General features: G+C 45.1%; 16 protein-coding genes. 11 read left to right on the top strand and 5 right to left on the bottom strand.

What is annotated here, in order from left to right; all coding sequences use genetic code 11:
• Window positions 1-129: 129 nt before the first annotated feature.
• Entirely contained in the window at window positions 130-1,419 is a 1,290-nt protein-coding gene (locus tag WBS51_RS14865; protein WP_294463161.1) for a TIM-barrel domain-containing protein, read from the top strand.
• A 163-nt stretch (window positions 1,420-1,582) separates the two neighbouring features.
• Window positions 1,583-2,653, top strand: a complete 1,071-nt coding sequence (locus tag WBS51_RS14860; RefSeq protein ID WP_173747779.1) for an alpha/beta hydrolase — start codon at window positions 1,583-1,585, stop codon at window positions 2,651-2,653.
• A gap of 56 nt (window positions 2,654-2,709) precedes the next feature.
• On the opposite strand, the gene WBS51_RS14855 is transcribed toward WBS51_RS14860, so the two are convergent.
• Genes WBS51_RS14855 through WBS51_RS14840 form a run of 4 tightly spaced genes read right to left on the bottom strand, consistent with a single transcriptional unit; the run spans window position 2,710 to window position 6,517 of the window.
• Window positions 2,710-3,099, bottom strand: a complete 390-nt coding sequence (locus tag WBS51_RS14855; protein ID WP_294463158.1) for an FtsX-like permease family protein — start codon at window positions 3,097-3,099, stop codon at window positions 2,710-2,712.
• Window positions 3,011-5,488, bottom strand: coding sequence for an ABC transporter permease (locus WBS51_RS14850; RefSeq protein WP_294463155.1), 2,478 nt, complete (start codon window positions 5,486-5,488; stop codon window positions 3,011-3,013). The genes WBS51_RS14855 and WBS51_RS14850 overlap by 89 nt, the downstream gene beginning before the upstream one ends.
• Before the next feature lie 10 nt (window positions 5,489-5,498).
• A complete protein-coding gene (locus WBS51_RS14845; RefSeq protein ID WP_294463153.1) occupies window positions 5,499-6,200 on the bottom strand; it encodes an ABC transporter ATP-binding protein in 702 nt (233 codons plus the stop codon).
• A gap of 2 nt (window positions 6,201-6,202) precedes the next feature.
• Window positions 6,203-6,517: a hypothetical protein gene (locus tag WBS51_RS14840; protein ID WP_173747773.1), complete on the bottom strand. Its 315-nt coding sequence runs from the start codon at window positions 6,515-6,517 to the stop codon at window positions 6,203-6,205.
• 190 nt (window positions 6,518-6,707) lie between these two features.
• Here WBS51_RS14840 and WBS51_RS14835 point away from each other — a divergent pair, with 190 nt between their 5' ends.
• From WBS51_RS14835 to WBS51_RS14795, 9 genes are all read left to right on the top strand, one after another.
• Window positions 6,708-7,292, top strand: a complete 585-nt coding sequence (locus tag WBS51_RS14835) for a TetR/AcrR family transcriptional regulator C-terminal domain-containing protein (protein ID WP_291681419.1) — start codon at window positions 6,708-6,710, stop codon at window positions 7,290-7,292.
• 193 nt (window positions 7,293-7,485) lie between these two features.
• Window positions 7,486-9,144: an ABC transporter substrate-binding protein gene (locus WBS51_RS14830; RefSeq protein ID WP_173747768.1), complete on the top strand. Its 1,659-nt coding sequence runs from the start codon at window positions 7,486-7,488 to the stop codon at window positions 9,142-9,144.
• 87 nt (window positions 9,145-9,231) lie between these two features.
• Entirely contained in the window at window positions 9,232-10,224 is a 993-nt protein-coding gene (locus WBS51_RS14825) for an ABC transporter permease (protein ID WP_173747765.1), read from the top strand.
• The gene (locus tag WBS51_RS14820; protein ID WP_173747762.1) at window positions 10,217-11,083 is read left to right on the top strand and encodes an ABC transporter permease; all 867 of its coding nucleotides are present in this window, start codon (window positions 10,217-10,219) and stop codon (window positions 11,081-11,083) included. The genes WBS51_RS14825 and WBS51_RS14820 overlap by 8 nt, the downstream gene beginning before the upstream one ends.
• Window positions 11,084-11,092: 9 nt before the next feature.
• Window positions 11,093-12,022 (top strand): ABC transporter ATP-binding protein, encoded by a 930-nt coding sequence (locus tag WBS51_RS14815; RefSeq protein ID WP_173747760.1) that lies wholly within the window; start codon window positions 11,093-11,095, stop codon window positions 12,020-12,022.
• A complete protein-coding gene (locus tag WBS51_RS14810; RefSeq protein WP_173747758.1) occupies window positions 12,012-12,632 on the top strand; it encodes an ABC transporter ATP-binding protein in 621 nt (206 codons plus the stop codon). The genes WBS51_RS14815 and WBS51_RS14810 overlap by 11 nt, the downstream gene beginning before the upstream one ends.
• 2 nt (window positions 12,633-12,634) lie before the next feature.
• Window positions 12,635-13,222, top strand: coding sequence for a DJ-1/PfpI family protein (locus tag WBS51_RS14805; RefSeq protein WP_173747756.1), 588 nt, complete (start codon window positions 12,635-12,637; stop codon window positions 13,220-13,222).
• 19 nt (window positions 13,223-13,241) lie between these two features.
• The gene (locus WBS51_RS14800) at window positions 13,242-13,517 is read left to right on the top strand and encodes a metal-sensing transcriptional repressor (RefSeq protein ID WP_173747754.1); all 276 of its coding nucleotides are present in this window, start codon (window positions 13,242-13,244) and stop codon (window positions 13,515-13,517) included.
• Window positions 13,518-13,878: 361 nt separating this feature from the next.
• Window positions 13,879-14,043, top strand: coding sequence for a hypothetical protein (locus WBS51_RS14795; protein WP_294463142.1), 165 nt, complete (start codon window positions 13,879-13,881; stop codon window positions 14,041-14,043).
• Window positions 14,044-14,145: 102 nt separating this feature from the next.
• Here WBS51_RS14795 and WBS51_RS14790 read toward each other — a convergent pair whose 3' ends face one another.
• A complete protein-coding gene (locus WBS51_RS14790) occupies window positions 14,146-15,084 on the bottom strand; it encodes a helix-turn-helix transcriptional regulator (RefSeq protein ID WP_294463136.1) in 939 nt (312 codons plus the stop codon).
• Window positions 15,085-15,232: the final 148 nt, after the last annotated feature.

Here is a 15,232-nt window from a genome sequence, read left to right as displayed (position 1 = left end):
AGGATGTGTAAACAGAATTCCCATAGCCGAAAGAGAAAGCCAGCGCCTTGAGACGCTGGCCTAGTAACAAGGGCTTATAGCCCTAGAGCAAACCACCCGTTGGACGGGTGGTCATGATAAGAAACGCTGTTGAAAAAAGGTTCCAAGACGGTATGGAACGACAACTGTGAGTATGACGGCATTGAGGACCGAAATGCGTTCTGTGAATTTGAGGGCATGGGCGGAACCATGGCAGAGCTGAAAATTATTCATTCCAATATGATGGCTTATACGGCAAAGGAAGCCCTGGCTGAGGTATATCCGGAAGAACGTCCCTACATTATTAACCGGGCCGGATTCGCAGGAATCCAGCGTTATGCTCAGGTTTGGGACGGAGATAATCTGACAGACTGGCGTACGGTGAAATTTAACATTGCCACCATTATGGGCATGGGAATGTCCGGTATTGCCAATACCGGCTGTGATATCGGCGGTTTTGCAGGTCCTGCTCCGGAGGCAGAACTTCTTCTTCGCTGGATTCAGAACGGTATTTTCCAGCCTAGATTCTGTATCAATTCCGCAAACAGCGACAATACGGTAACACAGCCTTTTATGTACGAGGAAACCCTGCCTTATGTACAGGCTGCATATGCCCAGAGATATCGCATGATACCGTATCTGTATTCTCTTATGCGGGAAGCGCACGAAAACGGTATGCCGGTGATGAGGCCGCTGTTTCTGGAGTTTCCGGAGGATAAAAACTGCTACACAGACGAACATCTGACCTTTCTGTTCGGACCGTCTGTGCTGGTGGCAAACGTGGTGGAAAAAGGGGCGAAGACACGGAAAATCTATCTGCCAAAGGGCGCTGTGTGGTATGATATGAACGACCATTTTAAGGCCTATGAGGGCGGACAGACCATAGAAATTCCGGTTACCCTGGCTTCTGTGCCCATGTTCTTCAGGGACTGCGGCGTGTATGTTACCAGCGAAGATGTGACCCAGATTAAGAGAGATACCCTGAAAACTCTGAACTTCCTCATTAGCTGTGAAAACGACGTGACATTTACTTACTATGATGATGACGGCTGGTCTAAGAAGTTTGAAGACGGAGAGTATGCATCTACAAAAATCGAGGTAAAGGCCGGAGACAGAAAGACCATTACCTTTACAAAGAACGGTTCTTATGAGGAAACCTGGGATAACCTGGAACTGAATCTGGTGAGTAAGGAAAAAGGTGCTTACTGGGTAACAGTAGAAGGAGAAAAGATTGCCCGATTCCTGACAAAAGAGAGCTTTGAAGAAGCGGAAAGCGGCTGGTACTATGACATGTCCGACCGAATTATCCGCATGAAATGCTCGAAACCGGACAAAGACAGCTTTACCATTGTGATAAGCTGTGAAAAATTTGATTTGATTGGTATGGAATTTACAGATTAAGAAAAACTGCTGCAGAAAGTCATACGGAACAGAAAGGCGTTTCGTTTGTACTTTCTGCAGCAGTTTTTTTCGGGAAAAATCCATTGTTGCATATTTCGGCAAATGCTATAATCAAGAATAAGAAAAAACAGGCGGGACTGACCTGAGAAAGAGAGGAATATACATGAGGACAGAATTACTTACTTTAAATCAGGAAAGAAATGTGACATTGACAGCTTATCTCCAGGAAACAGGTGGGGCTTTTTCCTATATATCAAAAAGACCTGCTATCCTGATTCTTCCGGGCGGGGGATACCAGTATTGTTCAGACCGGGAAGCAGACCCGGTGGCTATGCCTTATTTAAAAGCAGGATATCAGGTATTCATTTTGCGGTATTCGGTGAAGAAAGATGCAGTGTGGCCCAATCCATTAAAAGACTATGAGCAGGCTATGACGCTGATTCGCAGCAAAAGGGAGGAGTGGAATGTGTATGGGGATAGAATTGCCGTGCTGGGATTTTCGGCAGGCGGACATCTGGCAGGCTGTGCGGCAACCATGGCAGAAAACAAGCCGAATGCGGCAATTTTAGGCTATGCTGTAACCCGGGGGGAAGACGTGCAGATGTGCGAGAGCACAGCGCCGGATGTAATCTCAGCAGTGACGGAGGAAACATGTCCTTGTTTTGTCTTTGCTACCTGCAATGACCAGTTGGTAGCCGTGGAAAATTCGGTGAACTTTCTGCAGGCTTTGGCTCAAAAAGGAGTTACTTTTGAAAGTCATATTTATGCCTACGGTCCTCATGGATTTTCTACAGGAGATACGTCTGTCCAGAACCGGGAAATCCCACTTTGCAGCCGGGTGCCGGATTGGGTGGAGGACAGTATCGGATGGCTGAAAGATGTTCTGGGCGATTTCGGAGAAAATACTATGACAGAGCCAGTATGTAAGGCTCATGTCTCCGGAGATTACGATACTTTTTTGTCCTGGGACTGTACCTTCGGATACCTGAGGAACTATGCCGGGGCAGAAACGGTTATGACTCCGTTTTTAGCCTGGCTGGAAGCAAATAAAGATATGCTGGCGGAGAAAATCGGCCCGGCCGCACAGGAACTGGTACGCAAAAACGGCATGGAAGGTCTGTATTTTATGGCAGATTCCAGAAGTTTTCGGGAGATTTTAAATCATACAGGAATGACAAAAGCAGAAAAGCAGCAGATAGAAGAAGCGCTGGAAAAAATTCCTAATGAAAGATAAGTCCCCAATTGAAAAGCCCCTGTTCCCAAACGAGTGAGAGGAACCGGGGCTTTTTGTTATTCCACGGATTTTAATGCGCTGAGCATATCCAGATATTTCAGTTTTCGATTCATCATATATCCTAAGACAAAGGTAATGGCCGCAATTAAAACCGCAGGAAGGAGAAAGGCTCTGGCGGAAAGCGCGGGGTTGAACATAACTTCATCCGGAGGCACAACAGCCAGTATATATCGGTAAAGCAGGTCGCCCACACCAAAGCCTGTTAAAATGCCAAGCAGGGAAAGAAGTATGGTTTCCCGGTAAATATAGAGAGTTACTTCTTGGTCATAGAATCCCAGAACTTTGATTGTGGAAAGTTCACGAATCCGTTCTGCAACATTGATGTTGGTAAGGTTGTAGAGAATGACAATGCCAAGCAGAACTGCAACAAGGATTAAAACCTGCATTGTAAATGATTTCCGGCAGCAGCAGATGACCTGAGAAGATACCGGCAAGCGTGCCGGACACGCCTGCAATCAGTCCATAGACCGTAAACTTTTTCATAACATCACGGTCTGTATAGCCAAGGGCCTTTAAAGTACCTGCATTCATACGTTCTTCATCCACAAAACGTGTCATGGTAGTCAGGGTTACCAGTGCGGCTACAAAGTACAGAAAGATAGGAAACACATTTGCCAGGGCGTCAATAATGGTGGAAATGGAGTCGTAAATTTTATAACCGTCGGAACCGGCAGCTTCCCTTCGTGTGCTTAAGGTATACACCGGCAGTTCCAGACTGTCCATTTCTTCTTTTGCGTCTGCTAATTTTTCTTCATTTTCAGCAATTTCTTTATTGGCGTCGGCCTCTTTGGTAGTAAACTCCTTTAAACCGCCTTCGTATTCCGCCTCTTTATCGGATAATTCCTGTTTGGCAGCTTCTAATTTATCAACGTTTTCCTGATACTCTTTTTCTTTGGAATGCAGGGTTTCAAAGGATTCCTTCCATGCGGACAGTCCCGAATAATAAGTATTCAGATTCTGGTTGTATAAAGAAACACCTGACTGATACTGCGCATAGCCGGAATTGTATTCCTCCTGCTTCGTTTCCAAAAGTGCTTTCTGTTCTGCAAGAGACTGTCTTGCTTCACTTAACTGTGCTTCATTGGCTGCAATTTGATTCTTTGCGTCCGTAAGCTGTGCAGAAGCGGCCCCGATTTCCTGTTCTGAGGAATCCAGCTGCTGTTTTGCGTTCTTTAATTCCGTTTCTTTTTCAGCAAGCAGGGTTTTGGATTGTTCCAGTTCCGCTTTTTTCTGGTCAAGCTGCGTCTGCATGGCGGCAAGGCTGTCCATCTGAGGGGTATAAGTGCCGGACAAAAAGCTTTCATATTCTGACTGGCATTTTTCCAGTTCTGCCTGGGCAGCAGCCAGCTTTTGATGGAGCGCTTCCTGTTCCTCCTGGGAAAGGTCAGGATTTGCCAGCTGTTCTTTGAGCGCATTGACGGTCTGGGTGCAGGAATCAATGGAAGTTTCATATTCCTGTTTGGCGCTTATCAAAGTATTTTTATTGGAATCCAGGGTATTCTGCTGCGCTGCCAGTTCGTCAGAAGCACTTTGATAAGCCAGCTGTTTTTGGGTGAATTCGTCAAAGGCGCTTTGGTAGGTCTGTTGTTTTTCCTGAAGTTCTGCGGATTTTGAGGAAAATGCCTGTTCACTGGAGGCAAGCGTTTCTTTTGCCTGTGCCAGCTGCGTCTCTTTCCCAGATAACTGGCTGTCCGCCGTGTTTATTTTGCCCCATCCGTCCTGGAGAGAACTGTAGGCAGAACTTAACTGGTTTTCTGTTGTCTGCAGGGTATTTTTTGCACTGTCCAGGGATTGTTTGGCAGACTGCAGCTGCTCCCATTTTTTTGTAAGGGTGGCTTTGCCGGAAGATAACTGTTCTTTGGCAGCTTTGAGCTGAGAATCAGAAGAGGCAATGGCAGTTTTTGCATCCTCAATCTGCTTGTCAGCGTCTGCCAGCTGTTCCTTTGTGTCTGAAAGTTTCTGTTTGGCTTCGTCAATCTGTTTCTGTCCATCGTCAATATTGCTCTGATACGTATCCTTCAGAGTCTCCAGACGAAGGGCAGGCTGACTCTCTAACAGCTTGTCCAGTTGGTTTTTATGGGTCTGAATCAAATCGGTATAGGTATCGGAATAAGGATTGACATTTTGCGTATCGCGGAAGGTCACTCTTGCAATCATGTAAAAATCAGAATCAAAGACATCTTTCTTTACAAAGCCGTATCTCTTTAATTCGCCTGTTCCGGAAGTGGACTGTCCCATATTAATAGAAGAGAGAAACTCCGGAGACTTTGCAAATCCCACAATTTTAAAAGTGTGTTTTTTTAGCACCTTGGTTCCGGCGCTTTCCTTTTCCGTGACTTTTAAGGTATCGCCAATGTGGTATTGACTTTTATAAGTATCGGACAAAACGATTTCGTCATCTTTTTCTGCATGTTTCCCGGCGGTCAGTTCATATTTGGAAATGGTATCCGGATTTGAAAACAGACGAATACTGTCGGTGGTATCCTTGATTTCTACATCTTTTAAATATCCATATTCTATTTTACTGGTTCCGGATAACTGATTGATAGCGGCTTGGTTATTTTCATCAATGCCGTAATCTCCAATGACTGTTATGTCAGACAGATTTAAGTCTTCAAAATAGTGCAGGCCGGTTTCTCGCATGTCCGGGCCTGTGACTTTTAGCCCCACCAGTGCAAAAGAGCCTAACATCATCAGACAGAAAATAGAGATAAAACGTCCTTTGGAATTTAAAAAGCATTTTTTTATATCTTTCCATAATTTTTTCTTTTTCAACGAGTATCACCTACCATTCAATTTCTGCAATATTCCGTGGATGTTTGTTGATTTCGATATTTTTTACTGTAGCGTCATGCATGTGGATGACACGGTCCGCAATGGGAGCAATGGCGCCATTATGTGTAACGATTACAACCGTTGCCCCCTTTTTCCGGCACATATCCTGAAGAATCTGGAGTACCTGCTTGCCGGTCTGATAATCCAGGGCGCCGGTTGGTTCGTCGCACAAAAGAATTTTGGGGTTCTTCGCAATGGCCCTGGCAATGGCAACACGCTGCTGTTCACCGCCGGAAAGCTGTGCGGGAAAGTTGTTGATTCGCTTGGAAAGTCCCACATCCTTTAGTACCTGCACAGGGTCCAGGGCGTCTTTTACAATTTCAGAAGCAAGTTCTACATTTTCCTTGGAAGTCAGGTTCTGTACCAGATTATAGAACTGAAATACAAAGCCCACATCATTTCTTCGGTAAGTCGTAAGCTGTCTTGCATTGTAATTGGAAATATCTTTTCCGTCTATGATGACCTTGCCGCTGTCATTGGTGTCCATTACGCCTAAGATATTGAGCGCCGTGGATTTTCCGGCGCCGGATGAACCCAGTATTATGGCAAGTTCTCCTTTTTCAATGGAGAAGCTGACATCTCTGTTTGCATATATTTTTGTTTCTCCCATCTTATAGGTTTTACAACTGTTTCGCATTTCAATATATCCCATATCTAATTCCTCCTTGCAGCGATTCCGGTTAAATGATAATGCTTGTTTCTTCGTTTTAACGTCAGTTCAATAAACTGAGCATTGAAGCAGCCCACTGCCGTATAGGTGAAGGTCTGCATAAGAGATGTCAGTGTTCCGGTTAATCTGCAGGTACCGTTATCCAGTACCTGTCCGGTTAAGGGGCTTTTATGATTTAAAATATCAACGCAGCCGGAAATCAGTCCCTGTTTCACTTCCATCTGCAAATGTCCATACCGTGTTCCGACAGGTGCAGCTAAAGTAATCTTATAAAAGTATTGCTGTATTTCTTTGCACATCGAGCAGCACACCTCCTTTTTTACTGCCGAGAGCCATTATAAAAAGAAAAGTTCTGTTTAGACATGGTCAAATTTTCGGGATTGGGTAAAATACGGACAAATGTGCAGGAATTGTGGAACAAATGCCTGAATTTTGATTGTTGAATTCTTTGTGGGACAACTGTATACTAAAACAGCAGGAGGTTTTGACATGAAATATGAAGTGACCAGTTTAAATACTAAGAAATTATTTGCAGAGGCCTTAAAGAACCTTGTGGTACAGAAATCATTTTCTAAAATAACGGTCAGTGAATTGATTCGGGTTTGCAATGTCAATCGAAAAACATTTTATTATCACTTTGCCGATGTATACGATTTACTGAAATGGACTTTGGAACAGGAAGCCATAGAGGTTGTGAAAAAATTCGATTTGATTATCGATTATGAGGAAGTTATTCTCTTTGCCATGGATTACATTGAAAAAAATAGTGTGTTTTTGAAGAATATTTATGATTCTGTGGGAAGAGATGAATTGAAACGTTTTTTCTATTGGGACTTTATTGAAATTACAACTTCCATGATAAAAAAGGTAGAAGAACTCACGGAAACCACAGTTCCGAAAGACTTTGAAACCTTTTTAAGCAGTTTTTATACAGAGGCAATAGCCGGAACACTGCTGGAATGGATTGTTCATAAAGAAGAGCACGACAAACAGCAGGTAATAAATTATATTTCTGTTATTTTCCGCACTGCTCTGCCTGCGTCCATAAAACAGTATACAGAGGTGCAGAAATAGCAAAAGAAAACCCCCGGATGGGGATAAAAGCCTTTTTGCAGAGGAAAGCGTTCTCCTGAAATCCTGTATTTACAGGCAATGAAAAAAATACAAAAAGAAATAACCCCCAGGGTAGCTTACCCCGGGGCTTTTTCTTGTCTATAATAGAGTTCAGCCGTAAGGGCAGACGAAAATAACCAGGAGGAAACAACAGATGAAAAAGAGAATGAAAGCACTGGCAGCGCTGTTATGCGTAACGGCCATGGTAACAGGATGTGGAAGCGGGGCATCGGATTCCGGTACATCTTCTGCCAAAACACAGACACAGAAGGAGGAAGGCTCTGCCAAGACGGATGAATCCCAAGAAAAAAAATCAGAAGTTACCATTGGTTTTTCCAGTGAAGGAGATTCTTTTGACCCTTGTACAGGATTTGGCTATACCGGGTCGCCTTTGTATTCCAATCTGGTAAAAGTAAACGGAGATGACCAGCTGGAAAATGACCTGGCAACGGATTATACAGTCAGTGATGACGCCCTTACCTGGACGTTTCAAATCCGGGATGACGTAAAGTTTACAAACGGAGATGCACTAAAAGCCTCAGACGTTGCCTTTACTTTTAACACGGCAAAAGAAAAAGCCACTTATATGGATTTAACCATGATGGAAAGCTGTACGGCAAAAGACGACACTACCGTAGAATTTAAGCTGACAAAACCCTGTGTAACCTTTATTTATACGGTAGCGCAGATGGGCATTGTACCGGAGAAGGCTTACAGCGACAAATTCGGAATGTCCGCAGACCAGATTATCGGTTCCGGTCCGTACAAAATGATACAGTGGGACAAGGGACAGCAGTTTATTCTGGAAGCAAATGAGGATTATTACGGGGACAAGCCGGAAATTGAAAGAGCTGTATTTCTGATTCAGGAAGAGGACGCCAGATTTGTAGCGGCAAAAGCCGGAGAGGTAGACATTGCGCTGACCTCTGCAACTCTTGCAACCACAGAAATCGAAGGCATGCATGTAGAAAAAGTAGAATCCGTAGACAATAGAGGCATTACACTTCCAACCGTTCCCGATGAAGGAAAGAAGACGGAAGACGGATATAAAATCGGAAATAATATTACCTGTGATGTGAATGTGAGAAAGGCTCTCTGCTACGGCGTAGACAGACAGCAGATTATTGACGAAGCCTTAAACGGCCTTGCAAAACCGGCTTATTCCGAGTGTGACGGTATGCCATGGTGGAATGAGGAGGACGTTATTGAAACGGATGTGGATTATGCAAAGGAACTTCTGGAACAGTCCGGCTGGAAGGATACAGACGGAGATGGCATCCGGGAAAAGGACGGAAATAAGCTGGCCTTTCATCTGATGTATTTTGCGGGAGATTCCATGCGCCAGGCTGTGGCTATGTCTGTGGCAAATCAGGCAAAAGAAAACCTGGGCTTTGACATTACGGTAGAAGGTGTCAGTGAGGATGATACCATTAAGAGAATGTTTTCTGAACCTATGATTATGGGATGGGGTTCCGACAGTCCCATGACTTCTTATATGCTGTTCCACAGCAGCAATGCGGGAAAGACAGACTGGTACAATCCGGAATTTTATATGAGCGATAAGACCGATGAGTATCTGGATAAAGCCATGAATTCGCTGACCATTGAAGACTCCTATGAGTGGTGGCAGAAGGCACAGTGGGACGGTGAAACCGGTACTTCCATGAAAGGGGAGGCGCCCTGGGCATTCTTTGTAAATATGACACACCTTTATTATGTGAAAGACGGATTAAATATCGGAAACCAGAGAATCCATGCTCATGGACAGGCATGGCCGCTGATTGCCAACCTGGCAGAGTGGAGCTGGGAATAAAATCGGGTCTGACAAAAGAAGGGGAGCTGCTGCGCTTTTGCGGCGGCCCCTCTCGTTGTGCTTAAAAGAGAAAATGGAGAAAAAACAATGAAGAGTAAATATTATCTGAAATTCACAGGGAAATATCTTGTGCGCATGGTGACGCTGCTGATTGCAGTCAGCGTCATCAGCTTTGTACTGGTCAGTCTTTCCCCTGTAGACCCGGTACAGCAGTATGTGGGCTCGGTTCCCAATGTCAGCGTGGAGCAGAGAGCGAAAATAGCGGAATACTGGGGGCTAAATGACCCGCCTGTTGAGCGGTTTCTGGCATGGGGGAAATCCATTCTCCATGGAGATTTCGGGGTATCCCTTTTGTATCGCCGCCCGGTACTGGATATCATCAGGGAAAAATTTGCGGCTTCCCTGGCTCTTATGATGACTGCGTGGGTGTTTTCCGGTGTCATAGGCTTTGGGGTTGGTTGTATGATGGGAGTCTGGAACGGAAAATGGCCGGATAAAATTTTGAAAAAGGTGTGTCTGATTATGTGTTCCATTCCCACTTTCTGGATTGGAATTGTGTTTCTGATGATTTTTTCCGTACAGCTTGGCTGGTTCCCTATGGGCATGAGTGTGCCAAAAGGTGTTCCCGCAGACCAGGTGACGCTTCTGCAGAGGATTCACCATTTGATTTTACCGGCACTTACCCTGAGTTTTCTGTCCTTTGCCAATGTGGCGCTGCACACAAGGGAGAAGCTGGTAGATGTACTGGAAAGTGACTATGTGCTGTTTGCCAAAGCCAGGGGAGAATCGAAATGGAGTGTGCTGAAACGCCATGGTTTCCGCAACATTATGCTGCCTGCGGTGACCATGCAGTTTGGCTCTTTCAGCGAACTGTTCGGCGGCTCTGTTCTGGCAGAAAATGTATTTTCCTATCCGGGGCTTGGGGCAGCGGCTTCAGCGGCGGGGATGGCCTCGGATGTGCCGCTGCTTCTGGGCATTACCCTGTTCAGCGCATTGTTTGTATTTGTAGGAAATATGCTGGCGAATATCATATATGGAATTGTAGACCCGCAGATAAGGGAGGGATATGGACATGAGTAATACAGCAGCAGTCAGCGCCGGAACAAAACCAAGAAAGCTGCAGATAAACCGGCGGACAAAAACCATCTTTTTTGCAGTCATGATTCTTGCCGTATTATTTTCCGTATATCTGGCAGGAGCGCTTCTCAGTGACGACCTGATTCAGGCAGATTTTTCTAAAAAAGGGCTGCCGCCTTCCCTGGAACATCCTTTTGGGACGGATATGCTGGGACGAGATATGCTGGTGCGAACTATTAAGGGGCTGTCTGTCAGCATTGTGGTCGGTGTAGTGGCTTCTACCGTCAGCGCCGTGATTGCGTTGATTGTAGGAGTGGCGGCAGCAACGGGAACCTCCTGGCTGGACCATTTTATCAACTGGGTGATTGATTTGGTTATGGGAATTCCCCATACAGTACTGCTGATTCTCATTTCCTTTGCCTGCGGAAAGGGTCTGAAAGGCGTGCTCATTGGCGTGGCAGTGACCCACTGGACAGGGCTTGCCCGGATTATCCGAAGTGAGGTTCTGCAGATTCGTTCCCAGCAGTACATAGAGGTATCCAAGAAACTGGGACATTCCAGTTGGTGGATTACCGTACACCATATTCTTCCTCATATGATTCCACAGTTTGTCATCGGACTGATTTTGATGTTTCCACATGCCATTATGCATGAATCCAGTCTGACTTTTCTGGGATTCGGACTTTCCCCGGAGCAGCCTGCTATCGGAATCATCCTTTCAGAATCTATGAAATATCTGTCAACAGGAATGTGGTGGCTGGCCTTTTTCCCAGGACTCATGCTGGTAATGATTGTGCTGCTTTTTGACAGGCTGGGAGAAAACGTAAAGAAAATCGTGGACCCGTACAGCGCCCATGAATAGGAGAACATTATGAAAAACGAGAGTATTTTATCTGTAAAGGATTTGTCTGTATCCTTTCACATGTATGAAAAAGGTTTGGAGCAGTATGATTTAAAAGTCATTTCTAATATGACGCTGGACGTGCGTCCGGGTGAGATTGTGGTGATTGCAGGTTCCAGCGGTTCCGGAAAAAGTCTTCTGGCCCATGCGGTGATGGGGCTGCTTCCGGAAAATGCGGCCATAAGCGGTGAAATTTCCTATAAAGGAAAAGTTTTGAGTCAGAAAGATAAGGAAAAACTTCGGGGAAAAGAGTTTGCCCTGGTACCTCAGTCCGTTTCCTTTTTGGATCCGCTGATAAAAGTGGAGGCCCAGGTCAGAGGCCCGAAGCCGGATATGGCAAAGATAGAGGCCCAAAAAGAAATTTTCAAACGATTTCAGTTAGACGAAAAAACAGAGAAGCTGTATCCGTTTCAGCTTTCCGGAGGAATGGCCAGGCGGGTATTGGTGTCTACAGCCGTGCTAAGCGGGGCAGAAGTGATTATTGCCGATGAACCTACGCCGGGGCTGGATTTGGATATGGCTATGGAAGCCCTGAAAGTATTCCGGGAACTGGCGGATGAGGGGAAAGCGGTGATTCTCATTACCCATGACATTGATTTGGCCTTTCATATGGCAGACCGCATTGCCGTGTTTTATGCGGGAACCACGGTGGAAATGGCAGAGGCAGAGGATTTCCGACAGGGTGAGCATGCGCTTCGCCATCCCTATTCCAAAGCCCTGTGGAGAGCACTGCCCCAGAATGGATTTGAACCCATTTCCGGTTTCCAGCCCTATGCGAAATATCTTCCCAAGGGCTGTCTGTTTTCGCCCAGATGTCCGTATAAGACAGAGAAATGTGAAGAAAAAATACCTATGAGAGAAGTCCGTGGGGGCTATGTGAGGTGTATACATGCAGATTGAAGCAAGAAATATCAGTTTCCAGTACAGGGAAAATACACCCTGGATTTTAAAGGATGTCAGTTTGAAAATAGAGGAGGGCGAGCGGGTCGGCCTGGTAGGCCCCAGCGGATACGGAAAAAGCACGCTGGTAAAAATTCTGGCCGGTTATTTGAAGCCAACAAAAGGGGAGGTGCTTCTGGACGGAAAGCCTCTGCCGAAAAAAGGAGTCAGTCCGGTTCAGCTTATCTACCAGCATCCGGAAAAAGCGATCAATCCCAGGTGGAAGATGAAAAAAGTTTTGCAGGAGTCCGGTATGTTCCGGGATGAGGTTATGGATGCGCTGGGAATTGAAAGAGACTGGCTGGAGCGCTATCCAAGAGAACTTTCCGGCGGGGAGCTGCAGCGGTTCTGTGTGGCCCGTTCTCTCTTTGAAGGCACTCATTTTCTTTTTGCCGATGAAATGAGCACCATGCTGGACGTGATTACCCAGGCGCAGATATGGAATCTGATGCTAAAGGAGGTAGAAGAGCGCAGGCTGGGGCTTCTCATGGTGACTCACAATGCTTATCTGGCAGAGAAAATCTGCGCCAGAACCATTCGTCTGGAAGAAATCAATACCAGGGAGGAATAACAATGGACGTAAATATAGTTTTGTTTGATGATTTTGAAACGTTGGACGCTTTTGGCCCGGCAGAAGTATTCGGAAAATTGCCGGAACATTTTCACCTCCGGTATTTGTCTGTGTCGGGAGATGTGATAAACAGCACACAAGGGGGAAAGGTCTGGACAGACTTTCTGATTCCGGAAGAAATCGAAGGAATTTTACTGGTTCCGGGAGGCAAAGGGGCCAGAAGACTTCTGTGGAAGGACGAGAGAACCTTGAATCTTATAAAAAAAGCGGCTGAAAACGCAGATTACTGTCTGATGATTGAAAACGGTTCTGCTCTGCTAGCGCAGACGGGTATGCTGTATCGGCGGAAAATAGCGGATTTTCCTATGGACGCAAACTGGAACCGTATGTTTACAGCAGGAATCGAAAGAGTGGAGAATGCAAGGGTGGTCATTGACGGAAAGTTTTATTCCTGTAGCAGCAGTATGGCGGGAATCGATACAGCCCTCTGGGTCGCAGCGGATATTCTGGACATTTCTGCAGCAGAGAAAGCGGCTGGCCAGATGGGATATTCGTGGAATGAAAATGCAGACGAAGACATTTACTGCTGAAAAAGACCGGGGGAAAAGCATGGAAAAGAAAGACCAGACAAGGTATGATAAAGCCATGGTAAATAGAATTGCCCGTGCCACGGGACACCTGAAAATGGTGCGGGACATGGTGGAGCAGGAGCGGGACTGCAGCGAAGTGCTGATTCAGCTTGCAGCGGTGAAATCTGCGGTAAACGGTGCAGGAAAGGAAATTTTAAAGCAGTATATGGAAGAGTGCGTGGACCAGGAGCTTCGGCAGCAGGACAACGAAGGGCTGGGAAAGCTGAAGAAGGGAATTGACAGCTTTATGAAATGAAATTTATCAACAAAAATGTGTGATTTTTTGAAAAATCAACCCCCAGGGAGGCTTGTAAGGAGAGGAGAAATGGGGTAGGATAGATTTACAGTTACCGCATACATCCTCCGCATAGATGAATAGACGGTAATATGTAATGTCAAATCCTCATACAAAATAAGACCGCCGCGTCAGGGTAATCAGGGAGAAAACTGAGAGATACCAGGATGCAGAGGTCTTATTTTTGTATAGAATGATAAGTGAGAGTTTGTAAAAGTATATAAAAATACCATGGGAAAGAGAGAGGTTTTTCTATTCGACAGGAGAAAAATGGGTATGCTATAATGACAGCAAGAAAAATTCGGATAAGGAGGAAAGGAAAATGGCAGTATCTATGGCAGTTGTCCCATTATTAAAGGGAGAAGAAACGAAGGCAATTTTGAGGGATTTTGAGGCGTCGAAAATGAGAATCTATTCTGTAGCTGAAAGGAAAGCAACAGATGAAAAAGTGGCAGAAATATTGAAGCGAAAGAAAGCAAAAATATGAAGTATATAGAAGGAAAAATCGATAGAAAAAAGCGGGAATCTGCCGCATAAAACAACAGTCATGGATACTGTATTTTATGCGGCAGTCATTCGTTTCCGGCTTTTAAAGTTCCCGTTCTCTCTGTACCTTCCGAATATAAGCAGAAGGCGTCATACCAGTGCATTTCTTAAAAATCTTAGAAAAATAATACGGATTATTCCCACACCCTACCAGCTCCGCTACATTTTGTATTTTGTCAGGATTTTGTCCGGACAGAATCTCTTTGGCTTTTTGCACACGCAGATTCATCAGATAGGCAGAAAATTTCTGATGCGTTTCGTTTACAAAACAGCGGCTGACATAGTTTACATTCATGTACAGATGATTTTCCGCAATCCATTTTAAAGTCAGATTAGAATCTGAAACATGCGTTTCCAGATAGCGGAGTAAGTCTTCAATAAAAGGACTGTAGGAAGCAGAAGAACGTTGGGATAAAAGAACCAGTTCGTCTACTTTTTGCATAACTCGATTTAAGATAACCAAAAGGTCATGCTCTTTTTGAATGTCAGATAAAAACTCGGTGACGTAGGCAGCATTACCAGAAGAGAGCCGGGTGCTTATGGTCAATAGTATTTGAGCGGAAAGCTGCAAAAGAAAATCCCGGCTGGAAACAGACTGCAGGATATCGGACAGCTTTTCATGAGCCATCTGCCGCATTTTTACATCCGGTGACAGCAGGGCGGGACAGAGCTGTTTGGCCTGAGCGACAATTTGTTCATAGTTAAAGTTTGCCAAAAGCCGGTTTTCCATAGCAAAGTAAAATACATCAAACCGTTTTAACTTGGGAATCAGATATTCCAGCAAAGAGCTCAAGTCAGAATAAGTGGCCCGGTCATAGACCACAGAAGTCTTCTGATTAGGGAAGGACAATGCGGAGAAAAAGCAGTCCATTGCCTGGTAATCCGAACTGAAATTCGGGAAAAACAAAAGCAGGATATTGGAAATATAAACTTTGTATATGGTTAGGTGGGGAGCGTGTTTTTCAAAATAGGTGTCTACCATGCGGATGGCGTCACTTAAATAGTTCTTTTCTAAATGAAAAGTCTAATCCCCCAGCTATGCTGGGGCGAATAGTGTAAGTGGAAACGGTGAGGATTTCAATAAAAAACCTCCTATGTTATATTGAGAATGGTGTCGCAAGCCAAACTCA

This window comes from Blautia acetica, from assembly GCF_038739805.1.
Taxonomy (GTDB): Bacteria; Bacillota; Clostridia; order Lachnospirales; family Lachnospiraceae; genus Blautia.
The sequence above is the reverse complement of the archived record's forward strand: the minus strand, read 5'-3'. Positions and strand labels throughout refer to the sequence as shown.